The organism is Coleofasciculus sp. B1-GNL1-01, assembly GCF_040220235.1.
In the GTDB taxonomy this organism is placed as follows: domain Bacteria; phylum Cyanobacteriota; class Cyanobacteriia; order Cyanobacteriales; family Coleofasciculaceae; genus Coleofasciculus.
In genome coordinates this window covers 1-19,360 of the sequence record NZ_JAVJTO010000124.1, presented here as the reverse complement: position 1 = coordinate 19,360, position 19,360 = coordinate 1, and the positions used below count along the sequence as shown (strand labels likewise).

The 19,360-nt window shown below is 44.3% G+C and carries 17 protein-coding genes; 7 read left to right on the top strand and 10 right to left on the bottom strand.

The window, feature by feature from the left end; translation table 11 throughout:
- The coding region (locus RID53_RS30070; protein WP_446391587.1) for a hypothetical protein at positions 1–183 on the top strand (183 nt) is incomplete at its 5' end.
- Between the two features lie 194 nt (positions 184–377).
- Entirely contained in the window at positions 378–587 is a 210-nt protein-coding gene (psb35, locus tag RID53_RS30065; RefSeq protein WP_044204387.1) for a photosystem II assembly protein Psb35, read from the top strand.
- Between the two features lie 117 nt (positions 588–704).
- Here psb35 and RID53_RS30060 read toward each other — a convergent pair whose 3' ends face one another.
- Positions 705–1,265 (bottom strand): cyclic nucleotide-binding domain-containing protein, encoded by a 561-nt coding sequence (locus RID53_RS30060; RefSeq protein ID WP_446391586.1) that lies wholly within the window; start codon positions 1,263–1,265, stop codon positions 705–707.
- Positions 1,266–1,598: 333 nt separating this feature from the next.
- Here RID53_RS30060 and RID53_RS30055 point away from each other — a divergent pair, with 333 nt between their 5' ends.
- Positions 1,599–3,833 (top strand): caspase family protein, encoded by a 2,235-nt coding sequence (locus tag RID53_RS30055; protein WP_446391585.1) that lies wholly within the window; start codon positions 1,599–1,601, stop codon positions 3,831–3,833.
- Positions 3,834–3,869: 36 nt separating this feature from the next.
- Here the strand turns inward: RID53_RS30055 and RID53_RS30050 are convergent, their stop codons facing one another.
- From RID53_RS30050 to RID53_RS30040, 3 genes are all read right to left on the bottom strand, one after another.
- On the bottom strand, positions 3,870–4,442 hold the full coding sequence (locus RID53_RS30050; protein ID WP_446391584.1) for a hypothetical protein: 573 nt from the start codon (positions 4,440–4,442) through the stop codon (positions 3,870–3,872).
- Between the two features lie 329 nt (positions 4,443–4,771).
- Entirely contained in the window at positions 4,772–4,918 is a 147-nt protein-coding gene (locus RID53_RS30045) for a hypothetical protein (RefSeq protein ID WP_446391583.1), read from the bottom strand.
- On the bottom strand, positions 4,911–5,732 hold the full coding sequence (locus RID53_RS30040; RefSeq protein WP_446391582.1) for a protease complex subunit PrcB family protein: 822 nt from the start codon (positions 5,730–5,732) through the stop codon (positions 4,911–4,913). Before RID53_RS30040 ends, RID53_RS30045 begins: the two co-directional genes overlap by 8 nt.
- Before the next feature lie 345 nt (positions 5,733–6,077).
- Between RID53_RS30040 and uvrC the strand changes: the two genes are divergently transcribed.
- Positions 6,078–8,018 (top strand): excinuclease ABC subunit UvrC, encoded by a 1,941-nt coding sequence (gene uvrC / locus RID53_RS30035; protein WP_446391581.1) that lies wholly within the window; start codon positions 6,078–6,080, stop codon positions 8,016–8,018.
- 132 nt (positions 8,019–8,150) lie between these two features.
- Here the strand turns inward: uvrC and RID53_RS30030 are convergent, their stop codons facing one another.
- The gene (locus RID53_RS30030; RefSeq protein ID WP_446391580.1) at positions 8,151–10,175 is read right to left on the bottom strand and encodes a tetratricopeptide repeat protein; all 2,025 of its coding nucleotides are present in this window, start codon (positions 10,173–10,175) and stop codon (positions 8,151–8,153) included.
- 482 nt (positions 10,176–10,657) lie between these two features.
- Between RID53_RS30030 and RID53_RS30025 the strand changes: the two genes are divergently transcribed.
- The gene (locus RID53_RS30025) at positions 10,658–10,966 is read left to right on the top strand and encodes a hypothetical protein (protein ID WP_446391579.1); all 309 of its coding nucleotides are present in this window, start codon (positions 10,658–10,660) and stop codon (positions 10,964–10,966) included.
- 118 nt (positions 10,967–11,084) lie between these two features.
- Here RID53_RS30025 and RID53_RS30020 read toward each other — a convergent pair whose 3' ends face one another.
- Positions 11,085–12,374 carry an ABC transporter substrate-binding protein gene (locus tag RID53_RS30020; RefSeq protein WP_446391578.1) on the bottom strand — a complete coding sequence of 430 codons (1,290 nt, stop codon included), beginning with the start codon at positions 12,372–12,374 and terminating at the stop codon, positions 11,085–11,087.
- 92 nt (positions 12,375–12,466) lie between these two features.
- Between RID53_RS30020 and RID53_RS30015 the strand changes: the two genes are divergently transcribed.
- Positions 12,467–13,531: a potassium channel family protein gene (locus RID53_RS30015; protein WP_446391577.1), complete on the top strand. Its 1,065-nt coding sequence runs from the start codon at positions 12,467–12,469 to the stop codon at positions 13,529–13,531.
- A gap of 141 nt (positions 13,532–13,672) precedes the next feature.
- Here RID53_RS30015 and RID53_RS30010 read toward each other — a convergent pair whose 3' ends face one another.
- The 3 genes from RID53_RS30010 to RID53_RS30000 all read right to left on the bottom strand — a co-directional run bounded on the left by RID53_RS30010 (position 13,673) and on the right by RID53_RS30000 (position 16,320).
- On the bottom strand, positions 13,673–14,311 hold the full coding sequence (locus RID53_RS30010; protein WP_446391576.1) for a nuclear transport factor 2 family protein: 639 nt from the start codon (positions 14,309–14,311) through the stop codon (positions 13,673–13,675).
- Complete coding sequence (gene dcm, locus RID53_RS30005) at positions 14,257–15,567, bottom strand: DNA (cytosine-5-)-methyltransferase (protein WP_446391575.1); 1,311 nt, start codon at positions 15,565–15,567, stop codon at positions 14,257–14,259. Before dcm ends, RID53_RS30010 begins: the two co-directional genes overlap by 55 nt.
- 186 nt (positions 15,568–15,753) lie before the next feature.
- Positions 15,754–16,320, bottom strand: a complete 567-nt coding sequence (locus tag RID53_RS30000; protein ID WP_446391574.1) for a pentapeptide repeat-containing protein — start codon at positions 16,318–16,320, stop codon at positions 15,754–15,756.
- A 493-nt stretch (positions 16,321–16,813) separates the two neighbouring features.
- Between RID53_RS30000 and RID53_RS29995 the strand changes: the two genes are divergently transcribed.
- Positions 16,814–18,373, top strand: coding sequence for a SagB/ThcOx family dehydrogenase (locus tag RID53_RS29995; RefSeq protein ID WP_446391573.1), 1,560 nt, complete (start codon positions 16,814–16,816; stop codon positions 18,371–18,373).
- Between the two features lie 431 nt (positions 18,374–18,804).
- Here RID53_RS29995 and RID53_RS29990 read toward each other — a convergent pair whose 3' ends face one another.
- Complete coding sequence (locus tag RID53_RS29990) at positions 18,805–19,134, bottom strand: hypothetical protein (RefSeq protein WP_446391572.1); 330 nt, start codon at positions 19,132–19,134, stop codon at positions 18,805–18,807.
- Between the last annotated feature and the right edge of the window lie 226 nt (positions 19,135–19,360).

Here is a 19,360-nt window from a genome sequence, read left to right as displayed (position 1 = left end):
GGGGAGCAGGGGAAGCAGGGGAAGCTGAGGGAGCTGGGGGAGCAAGGGTACATTTTCCCTGAACAAGGTGATGCCATACTTAGGAAGGATGCTACCCCATTTCCTGGCACTTTATCCACTGTCCATACGCCTCAAAGTATTGATGGATCAGGGTTTCCGGGTTGTGCAGTAAGCCCTAGGTAGGGGCGGGTTTAGGGACCTTCGTTTCACTATTGACGATAACGTTGGTTCAAAACCCGCCCTCATCTCCCTCATCTCCCTCATCTCCCACATCTTCCCCAACATCTTTGTCAGGGCAATTCGGTCTCAGGGGTGATAGATTCTCCTGAAAGTTTTGATAGGATAGCCAAAATAGGATAAGGAGTGAATCTATGTATTTGAATTTATTGATGGAAGCAGGAGCAGCTCAAGCATCTGAATTTCCATTCTCGTTTACATTGGTCTATGTGATCGGCTTTATCGCCGCTGTTGTTCTTGGCTCTATCGCCTGGTATAACTCCAAGCGCCCAGCCGGTTGGGAAAATAAAGAGCGTCCTGACATTGTACCCAAGGTTGATACGCCAGAGAATTCCAGCCAACAGAAATAAAGGCTAAACTTTAAATCGGGAGGGGTCTACCACAAAGATGTATTCGATAATACATAGGTTTGACAATCTCTCCCCCGCTCCCCTACACCTGGAACCCCTCCGCACTTGGAGTCCCCATCAATCTGGAAGCACCGCATGGTCATTATTTCGTAAACGCCTCAGTAGCCAATCGAATCGGGCTTGGGCAAGGGGTACATTATCAACGACTTCTTGGGATAACTCTTCAGTCTCATTCTCGTCCTTAAGCCAATCTGTTTTGGCATAACCCAGATATCGCACCGTACCCCGTAATCGAGTAGACAGAAAAATCGCGATCGCACGATAGAAGCGTGAGGCAAATCCTTGGTCTTTTTGCAGTTTCTCCAGGAGATGATGACGCGGAATGGATAAAACGAGAGAGGGTTCCACAGCTTGAACCGTAGCCGAGGGCGGACGAGTATCCGCGAAAGACATTTCCCCGACAACCGCACCACTGGTTAATCGAGCGATTGTTTTCCCTTGCAAGGCTGAAACTGATACCGATAACGTTCCCTCTAGCAGAATCAGCAGGGTATCGATGGGTTTACCTTCCTCAATTAGGATGGTTCCTGGAGTAATTTCCTTTCGGTGTCCCACAGCGAGCATCCAATTCATGTCATCGTCATTTAGTTCACCGAGTAAAAAAAATACTTTTTTCATTGTTATTTGTTATTTGTCATTGGTAATACTTGTGTATCTCCCAGCCAGACATCTACGTTTTTTGTAGTTGGCAAGGGTTTGAAAAATATTTACAGAACGTAATCATAAGTGCATAACCTAAAACAAGTCAGAGATAGGTGAATTCATCAACCCCTGGCTATCCCAGAACGGCAATGGCTGAAACCCTGCCAGATTGGTTAAAATTATAGCTTTTGCTAAGAGCGCGATCGCTCTTTGTGTAGTTGTCTGTCAGAATTCCCGGTGCAGGGAAACGTCAGCCCCCCCATACCTGTCTTGCTCGATCATAGACCGATTTAAGGGAAGCATTGCATTATGCCGAAACTCAAGCGCCGTCATTTTCTCCAATTAGCCGGATCAACTCTCGCTACGGTAGGTTTGAGCCAATTGGACTTAATTAGCCAAGCAAATCGCTACGCCCAAGTTCTCGCCCAAAGCACTCCCCGCAAATTGGCGCTATTGGTTGGCGTGAATAATTATCCCGCCCCTATCCCCACATTACAGGGATGTTTAACCGATGTGGAGTTGCAGTATGAATTGTTGGTGCGACGCTTCGGGTTTAATCCCCACGATATTCTCAGGGTGACGGATGAAACCCCGATTAAACCCACCCGTCAAGGCATTATTGACGCCGTTGAAACCCATTTAATTCAACAGGCAAAACCGGGAGATGTGGTGGTTTTTCACTACTCTGGACATGGTTCACGAGTGATTGACTCCAACCCAATTAACCCGGATGGTTTGAATAGCACCATGGTTCCCAATAACCGTCAGATTGAAACCGGGAAAGAGGCGGGGAAGGTGCGAGATATTATGGGCAGAACTCTGTTTTTGTGGATGTCCGCCTTGGACACCGAAAACGTTACCGTCGTCATGGATAGCTGCCATTCTGGGGGAGGATTGCGGGGAAACTTTTTAGTCAGGGCGGTTCCATCTCGTCAGGGGAGTGGGGAGGATCAAGCGAGTCAGGAGGAGTTTGAGTATCAGCAGCAGTGGTTATCGCGGTTGAATTTAACCCCAGACCAATTTCAGCAACGGCGTCAGCAGGGGATTGCTAAGGGGGTGGCGCTGGGTTCAGCAGCGCGGAACCAATTGGCGACGGATGCACCATTCGGGGATTTTCATGCGGGGGCGTTTACCTATTTGCTGACGCGATATCTTTGGCAACAACCGATGAGTGAACCGTTGAGTACAGTGTTTGTGAATTTGGCGCGAAGTACCAAGGATGTGGCGAATTCGTCGGGTATTATCCAAGATCCAGTGTATGAAGTGAAGCCAGGGAGCGATCGCGAACAGGAACCGATTTACCTGCTAGAACCCTCAACGCCAGCCGCCGAAGCCGTGGTGCGAAACATAGAGGGCGATCGCGTGGAGTTTTGGTTGGGGGGAGTCTCGTCTCAAAGCTTGGATGCATTTCAAGAGGGGGCGATTTTTACGCTAATTAATCAACAGGGACAAGTTCAGGGGGAAGTGGAACAAACCGCGCGGGTTGGTTTAGTGGGGTATGGGAGAATGCGATCGCAAGGGCGGGCGATTCCCGGAGAGGGGATGTTAATGCGGGAACGAGTACGAGGCGTTCCGGCTGATTTAAGCTTACGAGTGGGACTTCATCCCTCGCTGGGAGAGGATATTTCAGCCGCCCGCACCGCCTTACAGTCGGTGAGTCGGGTAACGGTGGTGCCAATGAATCAAGAGACTGTGGTGGATTATATTATCGGGCGGATGACGAATGAGGCTATTCCCCAGGCGCAACACCAAGGAATGAACCCCTTACCCCCCGTAGGCAGTTTGGGGGTATTTACGGCGGGATTAATTCCGGTTCCCGATTCCTTTGGGGTGTTGGGAGAGTCGGTAGAAGCAGCCGTTAATCGCCTGCGCCCCCGTTTAAAGGCGTTACTGGCGGGGCGGATTTTGCATCTGGTTCTCAACAGTGATACCTCTAACTTAAATGTGGCGATGACGATTCAGCCTGTGGCGGGCGGCGGATTAGGGATTCGGGCGGGGAGTCGGGCGGCGGAAAATGCCGGGGTGATTCCCACAACCATCGCCAAGACTAGCTTTAAACAGAACACGGAAATTCAGATAGAGGTACAAAACCACGAGAGTCAAGCCATCTATGTAGGGGTATTAGCGATCGGTTCTAATGGGGATATTGTGGTGTTATTTCCCTATTGGGATGCGCCGGAAGATGCAGCATTAGTCACACCTGGACAGCATTTAATTGTACCGCCTCAAAGTAACCCACCCACGAAAGATGATTTTCACTTTATTTTAGACGGAGTTGGTTTTGTGGAACTATTAGTATTAGCCAGTACAGAACCGTTGCGGGATGCGCTTAAAGGGGTGCAAAAAATTGCCCGAACCGTGAAAGCCGATTCTCGTCAACCCTTACTGTTAGCTGAAGATGAACCTGTGGAAGTAATGGAAGCATTTGTGAATGATTTGGATCGCCACTCCCGTGGGGCTGGGATTAAAATTTCACGCGGGATTCGTGGCGTGGATACCCAGAAGCTAGCGGCATTTTCAGCAATGATTGAGGTAGTTGAGTGAATGAGAAGCGTAGAAGAGTAATGCTGATTATCAACTCTAAACCCAAACCGTAAAAACATAGATAAAATAGGCTAAATAAGACACCCCAATTAGCCCGACACTCATTCGACCTGTGATCGATTGATAACTTTGGACTAGCACCACACAGCTTATAATAACAGCGAGAATTTCCATAATAGTGACAATAGTGCCATAATGATTCGGGTCCCAATACGAAACCGGACTCTGGAACCGCCAATTGGAAAACGGGAAAAAATGCCGATGGGCATCATTGTGATGCAGCGGAAAATCACCAACGATATGTAGAAACATGCTGGAGAAAAAGACAATTCCAATCTGGGAACCCAACCAGCCTGTAAGAACTAAGCCAAAGATAATGAGGGGAATAGAATTGAAAATATCAATAAAATTTTGCCAGTTTTCTTGGTGATACGCTTCTCGCCAAATTTTAATTTCAGGTGTCCCCTTAATCACTTTTTCCACAAAGTAAAACACAAACATCGGGGCATCAGGGAGTAATGCACCGATGATGACTGGAGTAAGAATACTGGAAGTATCCTGGCGTCCTAGGCATAGCATATTAATAATGATGTGGGCTGGGGTATTCATAGAAGACAGGATAGAAAACGCTTTGATCAAGCCTAATTACTTTATTGTAATTGTAGGGTGGATTATGCGGATATTCAATTAGAGAAATAACCGTTAAATGTTCTATCCGCCCTAACCCACCAGACCCTTCTCTGTCTGACATTAAATCCGGTAGCATGGAATTTTTTCAACGCAGAGGGGCGCAGAGGTAAGCGCAGAGGGACGCAGAGTTTTCGTCAGAAAAAACCTGGATATGAGCAAACCGAATACACTTTTTGACTGATACAGCAGAGTAATGGGGTTTAAGTCATGGAAAAACTGTTCCCTGTTTTCTGTTTCCTTTCTTGACGTTATTCACAGTAATTGTAGGGTGGGTTAGGCGGATTTTCCATTTTGGAAATAACCGTTAAATCTTCTATCCGCCGTAACCCACCAGACCCAAACCGTTCCCTGTTCTCTATTCCCTGTTCCCTATTCCCTTTCTTGACGTTACTCACAGTTCACGATTTCAGTTTGACGGTTAAATTGAACGGGCAAATCTGATTGTTCTACCGTAACTAAGTGATAAGGTTGAGTAATTGCCATTGTTGTGCCACAGTTCTGTCCAGGTTGCTGTTCTACAGCGTTAATCACCAGTTTATCATCCTTGATAATAATGTCTTTAATTTCAACACTATAGCCACCACTGGGTTTATTGCCTAGTCCAACTCCAATCACCATATTTTCAGTAAAGTCAATCTCAGGTAATGAGGGTGTTGGTATATCAATTGAGTGAAGATTCATCCAAAATTGCTCCCATGCCGCTTGATCGCGAATTATTGTCTCAAAGGGTTCTGCTATTCCACTATTCCAGCTTTTTTCTAAGGTGTTAAACGGAATAGTATTGGATGGGGTTTCTGGGTCTTCTAACATCCTTAAATCCTCCTGGGCTTGGCTTAATAGTTTGGTGCCACTACACAGGGATGTGGTTAAGCGATTATCTGAACGTGAGGCATAGACGAGGTAAGATTCTCCTTCAGTAAAATTGAAACCGCAACTCGCACTGGAATCGGATGTCATCACCATTAATCGGCGTCTTTCTTGTCCTTTCCAAACGTCGGACACTTCAAACATGACTCGTTTTTGCGGAAACGAAAATTGGGGACGTTGGGTATTTCGGCGGGGAGTGATCACATTAACGACTCGACCCGAAAAGACGGCATTAGCCGATTCAAAATGTTGCTCAGGGGTAGCTCGCATACAACTACAAGCTTGAGCCGATTCTGCTGATATGATAAATAGGCTGGCGGCAATCATGAGTATTTTTTTCATAATTAAAACTCCTGTTAGTTATGACAACATGGTTGAGAGATTAAGCTCGTTAGCTAATCATTGGAGCGGGTTAGCGTTCTTGGTCGGATAATGCTTTGGATTTGTCTCACATTTACGTTGTTTTGGTCAAGTTATTGTAGCAAAATTTTCTGAGATTTTGGCGCAAGCCTGGGTTTTCCAAGAATTCCTTAAATTAGGGATGCTATGACAACAATAACCGCCCATTTATTGTGTGGATCATCTCGAATTGTCCGACTTTCCCTTTGACCTCTCGTCCCGATTAAATGTTCCATGGCTGATGAATTAAAATAAAGATAAGATGAGTAAGTGAGATGAGCAGTATCTGTGATATCCTCGGCTAAAGTAACCCCTCTAGTCAATAATCCCGATCGCCTAGAACGTCGCCTGAAAGAAATCCCGGCTGAACCTGGGGTTTATCTAATGCGTGACGGGAGCGATCGCATCCTCTATATTGGTAAATCAAAGAAGCTGCGATCGCGCGTTCGTTCCTATTTCCGTAACACCCAACCCCTGAGTCCCCGTATCGCCATGATGGTGCGTCAGGTGGCGGAGATTGAGTTTATTGTGACCGATACTGAAGCCGAAGCACTAGCATTAGAAGCGAATTTAGTCAAGCAGCATCAGCCGTATTTTAATGTACTGCTCAAAGATGATAAGAAATATCCCTATATTTGTATTACTTGGTCAGAAGACTATCCGCGTATCTTTATTACCCGTAAGCGCAACCTGAGAAAGGAAAAAGATCGCTATTATGGACCTTATGTGGATGTCGGGTTGCTGCGAAGTACATTACACCTACTTAAGCAGATTTTCCCCCAACGCCAGCGCCCTCGTCCCCTGTTTAAAGACCGCCCTTGTCTTAACTATGATATTGGGCGTTGTCCTGGCGTTTGTCAACAGCTTGTTTCACCGCAGGAGTATCGCCAGATGGTGCAAAAAATGGCAATGGTGTTTCAGGGGCGAACGGGGGAACTGATTGATATTCTCACCCAAACAATGGAACAAGCGGCGGAATCGCTGAACTTTGAGTTAGCCGCGAAAATTCGGGATCAGATTAAAGGGTTAAACGCTTTGAGTGCTGACCAAAAAGTTGCCCTACCTGATGATACCGTATCACGGGATGCGATCGCCCTGGCAGCGGATGCTAATCAGGCTTGTATTCAATTATTCCAAATTCGTGCGGGTCGATTAGTCGGGCGATTGGGATTTTTCGCTGAAGTTCCATCAGGGGGAATTGAACTAGGGGCAATTTTACAACGAGTATTAGAAGACCATTATCAAACCGTTGACGCGGTAGAAATTCCCAGTGAAATTTTAGTCCAGCATGAGTTAACCGATACCGAGTTATTGGCAGAATGGTTAAGTGAACAGAAAGGGCGCAAAGTTACTATTTTCGTTCCCCAACGCCAAACCAAAGCCGAATTAATTGAAATGGTGGAACGGAATGCGAAGTATGAGTTGGAACGGACGCAGAAATTCGCTGACCGCAATACCCAAGCGATGCAGGATTTAGCCGCAATTTTGGATTTACCGGATTTACCCCATCGGATTGAAGGGTATGATATTTCTCACATTCAGGGGGCGAATCCGGTAGCGTCTCAGGTGGTATTTATTAATGGGACGCCAGCGAAGCAACATTATCGTCACTATAAGATAAAAAATCCGACAGTAACGATTGGTCATTCCGATGATTTTGCCAGTTTAGCAGAAGTCATTCGTCGCCGTTTCCGCAAATATAAAGACGTAGGGGCGGGTTTGACCGATACCATTTCGCCACAAACCGATAACCTAACTAAACCCGCCCTTTCCAGAGAACAGGGAATCTCTAATGATTTCCCGGATTTAATTATGATTGATGGCGGGAAGGGACAACTCTCCGCCGTGGTTGCAGTATTACAGGATATGAACCTGTTAGATAAAGTCCGAGTGGTGAGTTTAGCCAAGCAACGGGAGGAAATTTTTCTCCCCGGTGAATCCTTTCCCCTCCCCACCGACGCTGAACAACCAGGGGTGCAATTATTACGGCGTTTACGTGATGAGGCGCATCGTTTCGCCGTAAGTTTCCATCGCCAGCAACGCAGTAATACATTACGCCGTTCTCGTTTAGATGAGATTCCTGGATTAGGATTTGCCCGTCAAAAACAGCTATTGGCACATTTTCGCTCTATTGATTATATTCGAGAAGCATCGGTACAACAGCTTGCTGAAGTTCCGGGAATTGGGTCGCGTTTAGCCGAAGATATTTATTCCTATTTTCATCCATGAGAATTAAATCTCCTACGACTCACCCCTCTGGCGTCTGGTTGCTGTGGGGGGTGATTGGTTTAGAAGTTAGTCTGGGATTGATTTATCTGTGGGGGATTGTGGTGAGGGGAAAGAATTGTTCTATTCTTTATCCTAATCTATCCCTATTTCTTGTTGAATAGCTTCAGACTGCTCAAAAAACTTCCTGGCTTTCTGTTCTTGTCCCAGGGCGCGGTAAACGAATCCTAAATTGTTGAGAGCAAGAGCTTCACCTCGTCTATAACTAATTTCCTGAAAAATCGGCAAAGCCTGCTGGTAAAAATTAATCGCTTTCTCGTATTGGGAGAGGTTCCTGTAAGCAACTCCCAAATTGTTGAGAGTAAAAGCTTCACTTTGTCTATCACCAATTTCCTGAAAGATAGATAAAGACCGTTGATAAAATTCAATCGCTTTCTCGTATTGAGATAGGTTATCGTAAGCCACTCCCAAATTCATTAGAGAACCAGCAACACCTCGTCTATCGCCAATTTCCTGGAAAGTCGGCAAAGCCTGCTGATAAAATTCAATCGCTTTCTCGTATTGAGATAGGTTATCATAAGCATTTCCCAAATTCATTAGAGAATCAGCGATACTTGATTTATCGTCAATTTCTTTAAAAATAGACAAAGCCTGCTGATAAAATTCAATCGCTTTGTTGTATTGAGATAGGTTATCATAAGTTGCCCCCAAATTCATTAGAGAATTGGCTTCACCTCGTCTATCGCCAATTTGCTGAAAGATAGGTAAAGACTGTTGATAAAGTTCAATCGCTTTGTTGTATTGAGATAGGTTATGGGAAACCACTCCCAAATTCATGAGAGAATTGGCTTCACCTTGTCTATCGCCAATTTGCTGAAAGATAGATAAAGACTGTTGATAAAGTTCAATCGCTTTGTTGTATTGGGAAATATCATCGTAAGCATTTCCCAAATTCATGAGAGAATTGGCTTCACCTTGTCTATTACCAATTTGCTGAAAGATAGATAAAGACTGTTGATAAAATTCAATCGCTTTTTCGTGTTGGGAGATATCATCGTAAGCATTTCCCAAATTCATGAGAGAATTGGCTTCACCCTGTCTATCGCCAATTTGCTGAAAGATAGGTAAAGCCTGTTGATAAAATTCAATCGCTTTTTCGTGTTGGTAGAGTTTCCTGTAAGCTACTCCCAAATTCATTAGAGAACCAGCCACACCTTGTCTATCACCAATTTGCTGAAAGATAGGTAAAGCCTGTTGATAAAATTCAATCGCTTTTTCATGTTGATAGAGATTAGTATAAGCCTCTCCTAAATTTGTGAGTGAATTTGCTTCACCTAGCCTGTCGCCGATCTCTTTATAAATAAATAAGGAATTTTCTAAAGACTCAATAGCTGCCCGATACTGACTTAATTGTAATTGTTTTAAGCCTTTATCAAACATGCTTTTTGCTTCAGTTTTTGAGGTATTAATGGTTTGCGTAAAGCGCCATGATACAGACAAAGAGTTTGGAAATTTGAGAGCAATAAAAATAACACTTAATCCTAGTATACTCAGAACCGTTAGTATCAATATAGTTCTAGTTCGAGTCAAAAAGGCTCTATTAAAATGGTCGCGAGACAAGCGCACACCCGCGCGGGCGGCATTACCCCCACTCACGGGTTTGTGAGGTTTAGAATGGCTTTCCTGAGTATTACGGTGTGGGGTATAGGTATTTGTTGGTCGATTCTTTGAGGATTTATCTCCTCCAGTCGTAGTGTGCCGAGGAACTTTGGTAAAATGTGAACCCGCTGGGGGTTCTGAGACGGGGGATTCAACATCAGAAGATGTATTATTTTCAGCCGCAACATCTGCGGCTTGGGTGGGTGAGAATTCCAATCCAAAGCTTTGATTCCAAGCTGGGGACTTTTGTCCAGTCTGACGACCATAAACCTGTACTGTTGTAATCGTCTCAACGCCCAGCTTCGTTAAACCCTGACGAATAAACGGGATCATCGCCTTTTGGCTGGGAACTTGCGCTGATTCCAGCAAGACTTGCAAACAATCTTCCTGACGATTAACCTTGGCGATGATGTGCTTGTCTCGTAGTGAGCGGTTGATCATTGCCGCAATTGCTTTAGCATCACCAAGCTTGGCAAGCTTTAACAGGTTTTGGGAAGTCATAATTCTGTCTCCAGTTGGGAGTCAATTGGCAGGCTTCATAGAATGAGTCATATCATGTCTGGAGGATTACCCATATTGCCATGCAGTCAAACCACGGGTTCAGGCGTTTTGAAGACGGGTGTTTGACCGGACGTGATATCACCTGGAAAAAGCCGTAACTAAAACCCATTCCCCTCCAGGGATTCATTCAGGTTTTGGGTTGTGGGATGCGATCGCTATCCCATGGGGAACGCTTCGCTGTCTGAGCGGTTGATTAGGGGAAAAATTACTTCACTTGTCAGTCTCTACCCGGTTATTGAGCCGTGCAATAGGAAAAGTTATGGTCTTGGCTGAAGAGAAAGTCAGAAAAAATCAGGTTGAGTGGCTGTCAATGTCAGGTTGACAGAAGTTCAGAGTAGGGAATGTAGGAAAAAGTCGGCTTTTAATAGACTTAAATTGCAATCTGTTTTTAGTATATAGATGTTCAGCTTTGTCGTGGAATAATGAAACATCAACTTGAGATAAAAAGATTGACTATTGGTACAACTTTTAAGCTCGTAGCATTCGGTCTGCTATTTTCCATAGTACCCTTTTCAATTCTGATGGGATTATTGAGCCTATTCGGACTCTCTACTGTCACCTGGAATGACGAACATGTAACAGGTATTTCGGGTCTACTTGTTTCTCCTTTGATTGGAGTATTTGTTGCTTTGTTTTTTACTTTATGCTTAGGTATTTTTATGAGTTTTGGTCTTTGGTTATTTTCAACAAAGCAAAACATGAAATTGCACTATATTTCTAAAGATAATTAAAAAGTAGGTGGGGACAATTAAAGTTAACGGTGGGGAACTCGCTGCCCTTGAGAAGCAAGCTACGTCATTTGTCATTTGTCATTTGTCATTTGTAAGGGTTTGAGGCTTTTCCACCAACCTACTTACCAGCTTTTGCATCCGACAAACTTGCCTCAATAGTCTGCAAAATCCGATCCAAATCTTGCCCGGAAACATAATCTATAATACCTGTCCAGAATGTCCCCGTGCCTACGGCTCCAGGAAGCAGATCGGAAGCGTCGTAGCGGATGAGTTCATCGTCAGATAATAAGAGTTTAGCTTGACGCTTGGTTACCTCGTCAGGGTAAACCTCTAAACTCACCTGTTTGTGGGGTGAGATTGACCCTTTGATTCCGGCTAAAATTTCATGGGGTTCCACAGAAATCAAATACTCCATTAACTGCCGTGCCTCTGGGGTATCATTAAACATGCCGATGATTTGCCCTCCCACTAACAACGGCACACCTAAGTCTGGATCAATACTGGGAAGTATAAAAATATCAACATCTTCTCCCAACACCACATCATCGGGGAAAAATGAGGAGATAAACGTGGCTTGGTGATGCAGATAACATCCGGGCGGTTGATCGAAAAGTGGCTTAGGTGAATCCCCAAAGAAAATACTCTGAATACCCGTTTTACCCCCGACCACATAGTCAGGATTTAAAGCAATCGTACCAAATTTTTCAAAAGCATTTTTAACCGTTGGATGAGTGAAGGGAATTTCGTGGTTCACCCATTGGTCATAAACCTGGGGTTCCACGGTTCGCAGCATGATATCCTCGATCCAGTCTGTGCCAGCCCAACCCGTTGCCTCACCACTGCCGAAACCAATACACCACGGAACGCCCCCATCTGCCACAATTTGGTCAGATAATGCCATCATTTCATCCCAGGTGGTGGGGATTTGATACCCCTTTTCGGCAAAGGCGGCTGGGCTATACCAGACTAAACTTTTCAGGTAGATTCGATACCAGATACCGTAGAGGGTATCATCAACCCGCGCTAAGTTGAGCCAGTTCTGAGAAAAGGCTTCTGACAATTGGGTGGACGACAAAATTTGTTCAATGGGTATCAGTTTCCCATCTCTGGCAAAGTCTGCCATTAAACCAGGTTGGGGGAACAGGGCGAGATCCGGCGGATTTCCGGCGTCAACCCGCACGGGTAACACCGTGGTGAACGCATCCGTTCCCTCATACTTCACCTTTATCCCCGTCGCTTCGGTAAAGGGGGCTACCACTTGTTGCACTTCTTGAATTCCTTTCCCGGTTAGCGTACCCATGAGTGTCACGGTTTTGCTTGACTGTTCTCCCGGAAGATTGCAAGCGGTTAACAGGATCAATAAACTCAGGCATAAACAGGTCAGCTTACCGATTTTTGGGATGAACATCCGTTCTTTCTACTCCAGGGACGCAATGCAAAAATTTTATTTTACTGTGAAAATAGCTTAATGATGGGAACAGTTATCAATCATTCATCTGCGTGTACTCAACCCTAGAAGAGAAATATCAACGCTTGCGGAAAGAACTGATTGGTGGTGGACTTGCCCTCTTGGGAGTCGCTCTCATCGGTACGTTATGGTACAAACTGGTGGAAGGGTGGTCATGGTCAGATGCTGCCTACATGACGATCATTACTCTGGCGACGGTTGGTTATGGCGAGACAAATCCTCTAGGCGATCGCGGACGCCTGTTCACCATTTCCCTGATTTTAATGGGTCTTATCGCCATTGGTTATATTGTCAATCGCTTTACAGAAGCCCTAATTCAAGGCTACTTTCAACAAGGAATTCGACTGAGGCAACGACGACGCTTGATTGATACCTTAACCAACCACTATATCCTCTGCGGCTTTGGGCGTACAGGGCGTCAGATTGCCCTAGAATTTAAAGCTGAGGGGATTCCATTTGTCATCATCGACTCTCAAGCTGATCAGGTAGAAGAGGCGCGGGAGTTGGGTTACATTGTTGCCCAAGGGGATGCTACTTTGGATAATACTCTACATGCGGTGAGTATCGACAAGGCAATTTGTTTGGTGGCGGCGTTACCCTCTGATGCAGAAAATCTGTATACCATCCTCTCTGCCAAAACCCTCAATCCCAAAATCCGCGCCATTGCCCGGGCGAGTTCTGAAGACGCCGTGAAAAAGCTTCAACGTGCGGGTGCAGATGCGGTGGTGTCTCCCTACATCACCGGGGGTAAGCGCATGGCATCGGCTGCCTTGAGACCCCAGGTCATGGACTTTGTAGATGGGATTATCACCGGGGCTGATCGTTCATTTTACATGGAAGAGTTTCTGCTTGACCCCTCAAGCTGTCCTTTTATTGGCAAAACCCTACGGGAAGCCCATTTGCGATCGCAAACCGGGGCATTAGTTTTGGCAATTCGCCGCGCCGATGGCAATCTGATTGCTGGACCTAATGGTGAAACCCCCCTACTATCTGGAGATGTACTCATCTGCATGGGGACAGCCGAACAAATTCGCCTACTCAACCGTGTCCTCAGTCCCCTGCGTTCTCACTGGCTACGACGACCTAAACATGGTTAAGTAGGTTGGTGCAAGAAAGGTTAACGGCGGGGATCGTCATTGGTCATTGGTCATTTGTCATTGGTCATTGGTCATTGGTCATTTGTCATTGGTCATTGGTCATTGGTCATTTGTCATTTGTCATTTGTCATTTGTCATTTGTCATACTTGAGATTTATTATCCATATATTCTCGCCAGTATTTAATTTTTCCCTGCTCAAGTTCAAAGATAATGGCATCCTCAGCTTTTGACAGTTCACCTGTTTCTTTGTTCCGTTGACGCCAAATCCATTCCACGGCTCCTTTATTTCCCTGAACAATTATTGTATTAATAGTTATGTTAGTTTCTGTCACTTGGGCAAAATAATCGTCCGCTGCTGCTTTAATTTCCTGTTTACCCCTGAATCGAGAACCGGGGACAATAAATACACTATCTTCGGCAAAATCAGCGATAAGTTTATCGGAATCCGCCGTTTCCCAAGCTTGCGCTTGCCGTTGAATCAGGTCTGGAATCGTTGATTCGATGGGTTTGGTATTGGGTGAAATCATCGTTATAATACTACCCTTTGCTAAATTAGAACAGGAGTGCAGATTAGCCGCAACTGCGCTACCTGTAAAGCTAAAGTAACTCAAGATAGTAAACGCGATCGCGCCGAAAATCACCGTTGTAGGTTGGGTTGAGGAACGAAACCCAACTCCCTTGGTTAGCTTGAACATTTGGTGCAAACTTGATATGTTCCCAATAATCACTTTCCAGATAGAGAGTTGAGCGTCATCAGACTTTTGTTGCTGTGTTGACATGATAATGTATTCAAAATAACGTCGCGGGCGACCGCTTTCACAACATTGATACTGACAGAATTACCCAACTGATAGTACGCTTTATCATCGTTACTATGCAAAATAAACTCATCGGGAAATCCCTGGAGACGTGCGGCTTCTCGCGGTGTGATTCTCCGAACCCGATCATTGTGATAAATTCCTAATCGATTGGCATCGCTAGCAACCAACGTGACTGATATTTTCCGGGGATCTAAAAACTTGTAAACTTCAAACGAGAAGTTTCCCGATACAGGCTTATATTTACCATCAACAATTTGTAAATATTTTTTAGCCACGAGTGAGTCAAGAATCTGTTCCAGATGGGGATGATTGAAAAAGCTAGCAATTTGCTCCAGACTAAGCAACTTACCATCTTGATTACGACCGAATACTTTATTCCGGCGCTTCAAAATAAAACGATTCATTAACTCAATTTCTTCCGAACTACATTTTCCCCGTAAACCCAGTTCCCAGGAGTGCAGAGAATTTCCGCCACGATAATCAATCAGCCGCCGACCATGCAATTGATTCAAATTATTGTTTAATCGACTTTTTAGAGCTTCAACAAACTCCGGGGAACAATCATATTTAGAGTCAGGATTATCTTCTAATATATCAGCCACAGCAACTGGTTTGCTCAAGGGATTAAATAAGGATAGCTGCTGATAATTATAAGAATGGGAATCGGGCGGACTAACATCAGAAATTAACTCGAATTTTGGCAAAGCGCCTAAAATACCGACCATGTACAGGCGAACCCGGTTTTGCGGTAATCCAAAATTAGCACTATTTAGCAGAAATGTATCAAAGCTATAGCCTCGGCTTTTAAGTTCATGCTTGATTGTTTCTAACGTTCTACCCCCATCATGACTATAAAGACCGCGAACATTTTCAAAAATCAAGGCTTGAGGTTTACAGGTATCGATTAATCTCAATATTTCAAAAAACAATGTTCCTCTCGTGTCTCCAAATCCTGCTTTCTTGCCTGCATAAGAAAAAGACTGACAAGGAAAACCTGCCAATAAAACCTCATGGGGCGGTAATTGGTTAATTGCTCGGATATCTCTTAATACCTCATGGTTAAAATTATTTTTGTAAACCCATTGACAATCTGGACTAATTTCACTGGCTAAAACACATTCAACTTTGTGGTTTAAGGTGTTAGCTGCTTGTTCAAAGGCTAGGCGTATACCCCCTATGCCTGCAAATAAATCAATAAACCGGATCTTAGTCATTATGGTTCTTAGGTACTTGTGATGGAAACCCTCGTTTTTAGGGAACCCTTAACAGAAAGCAGGAAACAAGCAAAGCTTTATCTAGCAAGCTTTTGACCAAAATAAATGACTTTTCTTTATCATCATAACGTAAAATTAAATACAGTAAGCTTTAGCTTACTTTAGCTTTTAAATTGATTTCCTGGCTTAAGCTTCTGATTCACAGTTTAACCCAGATGCTTTACAATCATGTCGATGTCCATCTGGATAAATAGTTGAACAATCGACATAAGCATTAGAAAAATTAACATTATGACTGCGAAAAAAAATTGCTCCCTTTAACTGAGCTTGACTTAAATTCGTCAGAGTTAAATTAGCACCGCTTAAGTTAGCATAATTCAAATTCGCATCTCTTAGATCAGCATTGCCTAAATCAGCCCCTTGCAAGTTTGCGTGTGCTAAATTAGCACCCCGTAAATTGGCATGACGTAATGTTGCTCTTGATAAATTCGCTTGTTGTAAATTTGCCTGAGATAGATTACTCTGGCATAGTTTAGCATCGCTCAACTCAGCAGCTTGTAATTGAGCTTGTTGAAGTTGGGCTTGACTGAGGTTAGAGTAAGGCAGATAACTCTTTTGTAAGTAAGAGCCATTCAACTTAATACCTTGTAGATCCGCTTCAAATAAGTCTGACTCACTGATATCAATTGCACTGAAGTCGCGTCTCCCCTTAGCATATTGAGTCAGTAACTCTGTTTTACCAATCTTCTCCATCTGCTCTGTGACTCTGGAAGGTTCTGCTTCCTCTTCTCAATTTAATCTGCCTGATAAGGTCACTATAGATTTATGATTAAAACCCTGTATTAATTGTAAGGCATTGTAGCGACAGCTACATTTTTTCTAATTTTTTTTTTAAGGATTATCAAGATTTATATTTGACACTTAATGTAGATTGACAAGTCAAGGTTTATATGATAGAAGACAACCTGACTTGAGAGTATTAGTTAAGTCTTCAAAATCAGGGCTAATCAACTGGGTTTGTCGGTATCTAAAAGACGATATTCTTTCATCCTACTAATCATGAACGTCGGTTTGGTGTTCTAGGTAGAAATGTTTTATTATCGAGGGTGGAAATGATTAACTCATAAGTCAACCCCCCCACCCATGCTGTATAGGAACGAGATATACCAGCTACGAATTAGGATAACGATAGCTATATTAAGAACTTCTAGATAAAAGCCAAATCGAATACTATCCTGAAAAAACTATGTCAAACCCACAATTATCGATCGCGCAACATTATCACGAGCGCACCAAATACGATCCGGAGACGATCGCGTCCAAAAATAAGCGATTAGACTGGGATAATCAACCGATCCCCTTTAAAGAGTATAAACTAGGAACGACCATTGATCTAAAGCCTTATCTCAAAGAAGATCTCCAGGCGTTTACCCAGGAACCCGGTAAAAGTTGGTGGCGGTTGTCACGATTGCTCTTGTGCAGCTATGGCTTAACGGCTAAGATGGCAACCATGATTGGACCTCCGGTTTATTTAAGGGCGGCACCTTCAGCCGGGGGATTGTATCCGGCGGAAGTCTATTTAATTTCCAGTGGGACTTCTATATTAGCTCCAGGACTGTATAACTATCAGTGTCCTAGCCATTCTCTAGTGCGCTTTTGGGATAGCGAGGTTTGGTCAGGTCTACAAGAGGCTTGTTTTCAGCATCCTAGCTTAGAGACAACGGAACTGGCAATCGTCACCACCGCTATATTTTATCGTTCAGCTTGGCGCTATGAAGACCGTGCCTATCGGCGAGTGTTTCTGGATACGGGTCATTTGTTGGGCAATATTGAACTGGCGGGTGCGTTAACCGGGTATCGCCCCTCTCTGATTGGTGGCTTTGTGGATCAGAAGGTGAATGATCTGCTTTATCTTAACCCGGAACAAGAAAGCGCGATCGCAGTGGTTCCCCTCGCGGATCAATTTCAGGGACAAAGCAAGCCCTCTCAGCCCACTGCTTTACCGTCAGCGACGCAGTTTGACTATCCCGAACTTCCTGATGGAGAATTGCTGGCTTACCTGCATCAAGCGACGCAAATTGAACCGACAGATAAGCAGGAAATCGAATCGCCACCATCTGAAGAATTAGAGTCAGAAAAGGTAGGTGAAGACAAGTATAATTTTCCCTTCTGTACCAAAATCTCTACGACTACATCACCGATTCAATGGGGTAGTGTTACCGGGGAAGGATATGCGCCTCAAGCTTTGGAAAATACGATTCTAAAACGGCGATCAACTCGCGCTTATACGGGTGCGCCGTTATCCTTAGATGAACTTAAATTGCTACTCGATTTCACCTATCAACCCCAACACTACAGCGAACAAGGATTTGATAGTTCTCCTGATTATTTTGATCTGAGTTTAATTGAAACCTTTGTGGCAATTTCTGGAGTGGCGGGTTTAGACGAAGGCTGCTATTATTATGCACCAAAAGCGCAAGAATTGCGGCAAATCCGCTTTAAAAACTTCCGGCGGGAATTACATTTTTTGTGCTTAGGACAAGAGTTAGGGCGGGATGCCAGTGTGGTTCTCTTTCACACAGCAGACTTGAAAAAAGCTGTCGCCAAGTATGGCGATCGCGCTTATCGTTACCTGCATTTGGATGCGGGACATTTAGGACAACGGCTCAATTTAGCGGCGATTTATTTAACGTTGGGGGTGAGTGGTATTGGCGGGTTCTTTGATCAGCAAGTGAATGAGGTTTTGGGGATTCCTCCAGATGAGGCGGTTCTTTATATTACTACGCTGGGGCGTCCCAGGAGTTGATGGTCATTTGCCCTTGGTCATTCGCTAAAAGGTTCTTGTCTAAGGATCGGGTTGAGTTATATTTGAGGACAAAAGAAACGTTGACCTGATATCATACACCTTTGTCAGTAAGCCTCGACACCCGCCAAGAACTCAAGTTCTTGGCTAAAAGCTTAAGTCCATTAAAATGGACTAATATAGCAGTACTAAGACAGGTTAGGACATTCTTTATAGCCCTACGGGGATACGTTAAGACATTCCCCTGTTGCCTATTGCCTGTTCCCTGTTGCCTTTTCACCCAATTGTATTGTCCTAACCTTAATGCGTAGTGCTTTACTGTTAAGAGTTCCCTGTTAAGCAGTTTCCTCTGGGGATAAACTGATGTCCTAATGTGTCCTCGTAGTGCTATCAATACCTAACACCTACCCTCACGACAAGACAGCAAACCTTATCTAGCTAGCATCTTGTCCGGATTTATCACGAACCTTTTCTATCGTCTTAATTTCATGGATTCGGACTTGGAAATAACTATCTCCATCAACATAGGTACTATCAATCTGCTCCAGGAGCTCTTTGGGACTCCAGCCTCGTGGTTCCCCATACTTATACTCATAGTACGTCAAATCCCACCATACAGTAGTACTGCGTAGAAATTGTTCCCACCGATAGGGATTATCGAGCATATCTTGAGCGATCGCTTCTTTCGATTCAGCCTCAACAACCTTAAAGTTGCTTTCGTAAACGCCTTCATCACATACAGATGTTATTAAAAATAATGCCATGACGCAACCTTGACCAACCTGTTGTCTTGACAACCTATTATGAACGTGAAGGGTCATGTCAGGGCGGGTTTTGAACAAACGTTATTATCCGTTACATAAGACTTACCCAAAGCTACCCACAAATGGACATCCCTGGAACTTACTTCCTGCTTCATCCTGGCGGTGTCGGCACTCAACCAGTCCACAAGCTAACACCACCTAACTGGCGGCTATCTCCAAATTAATG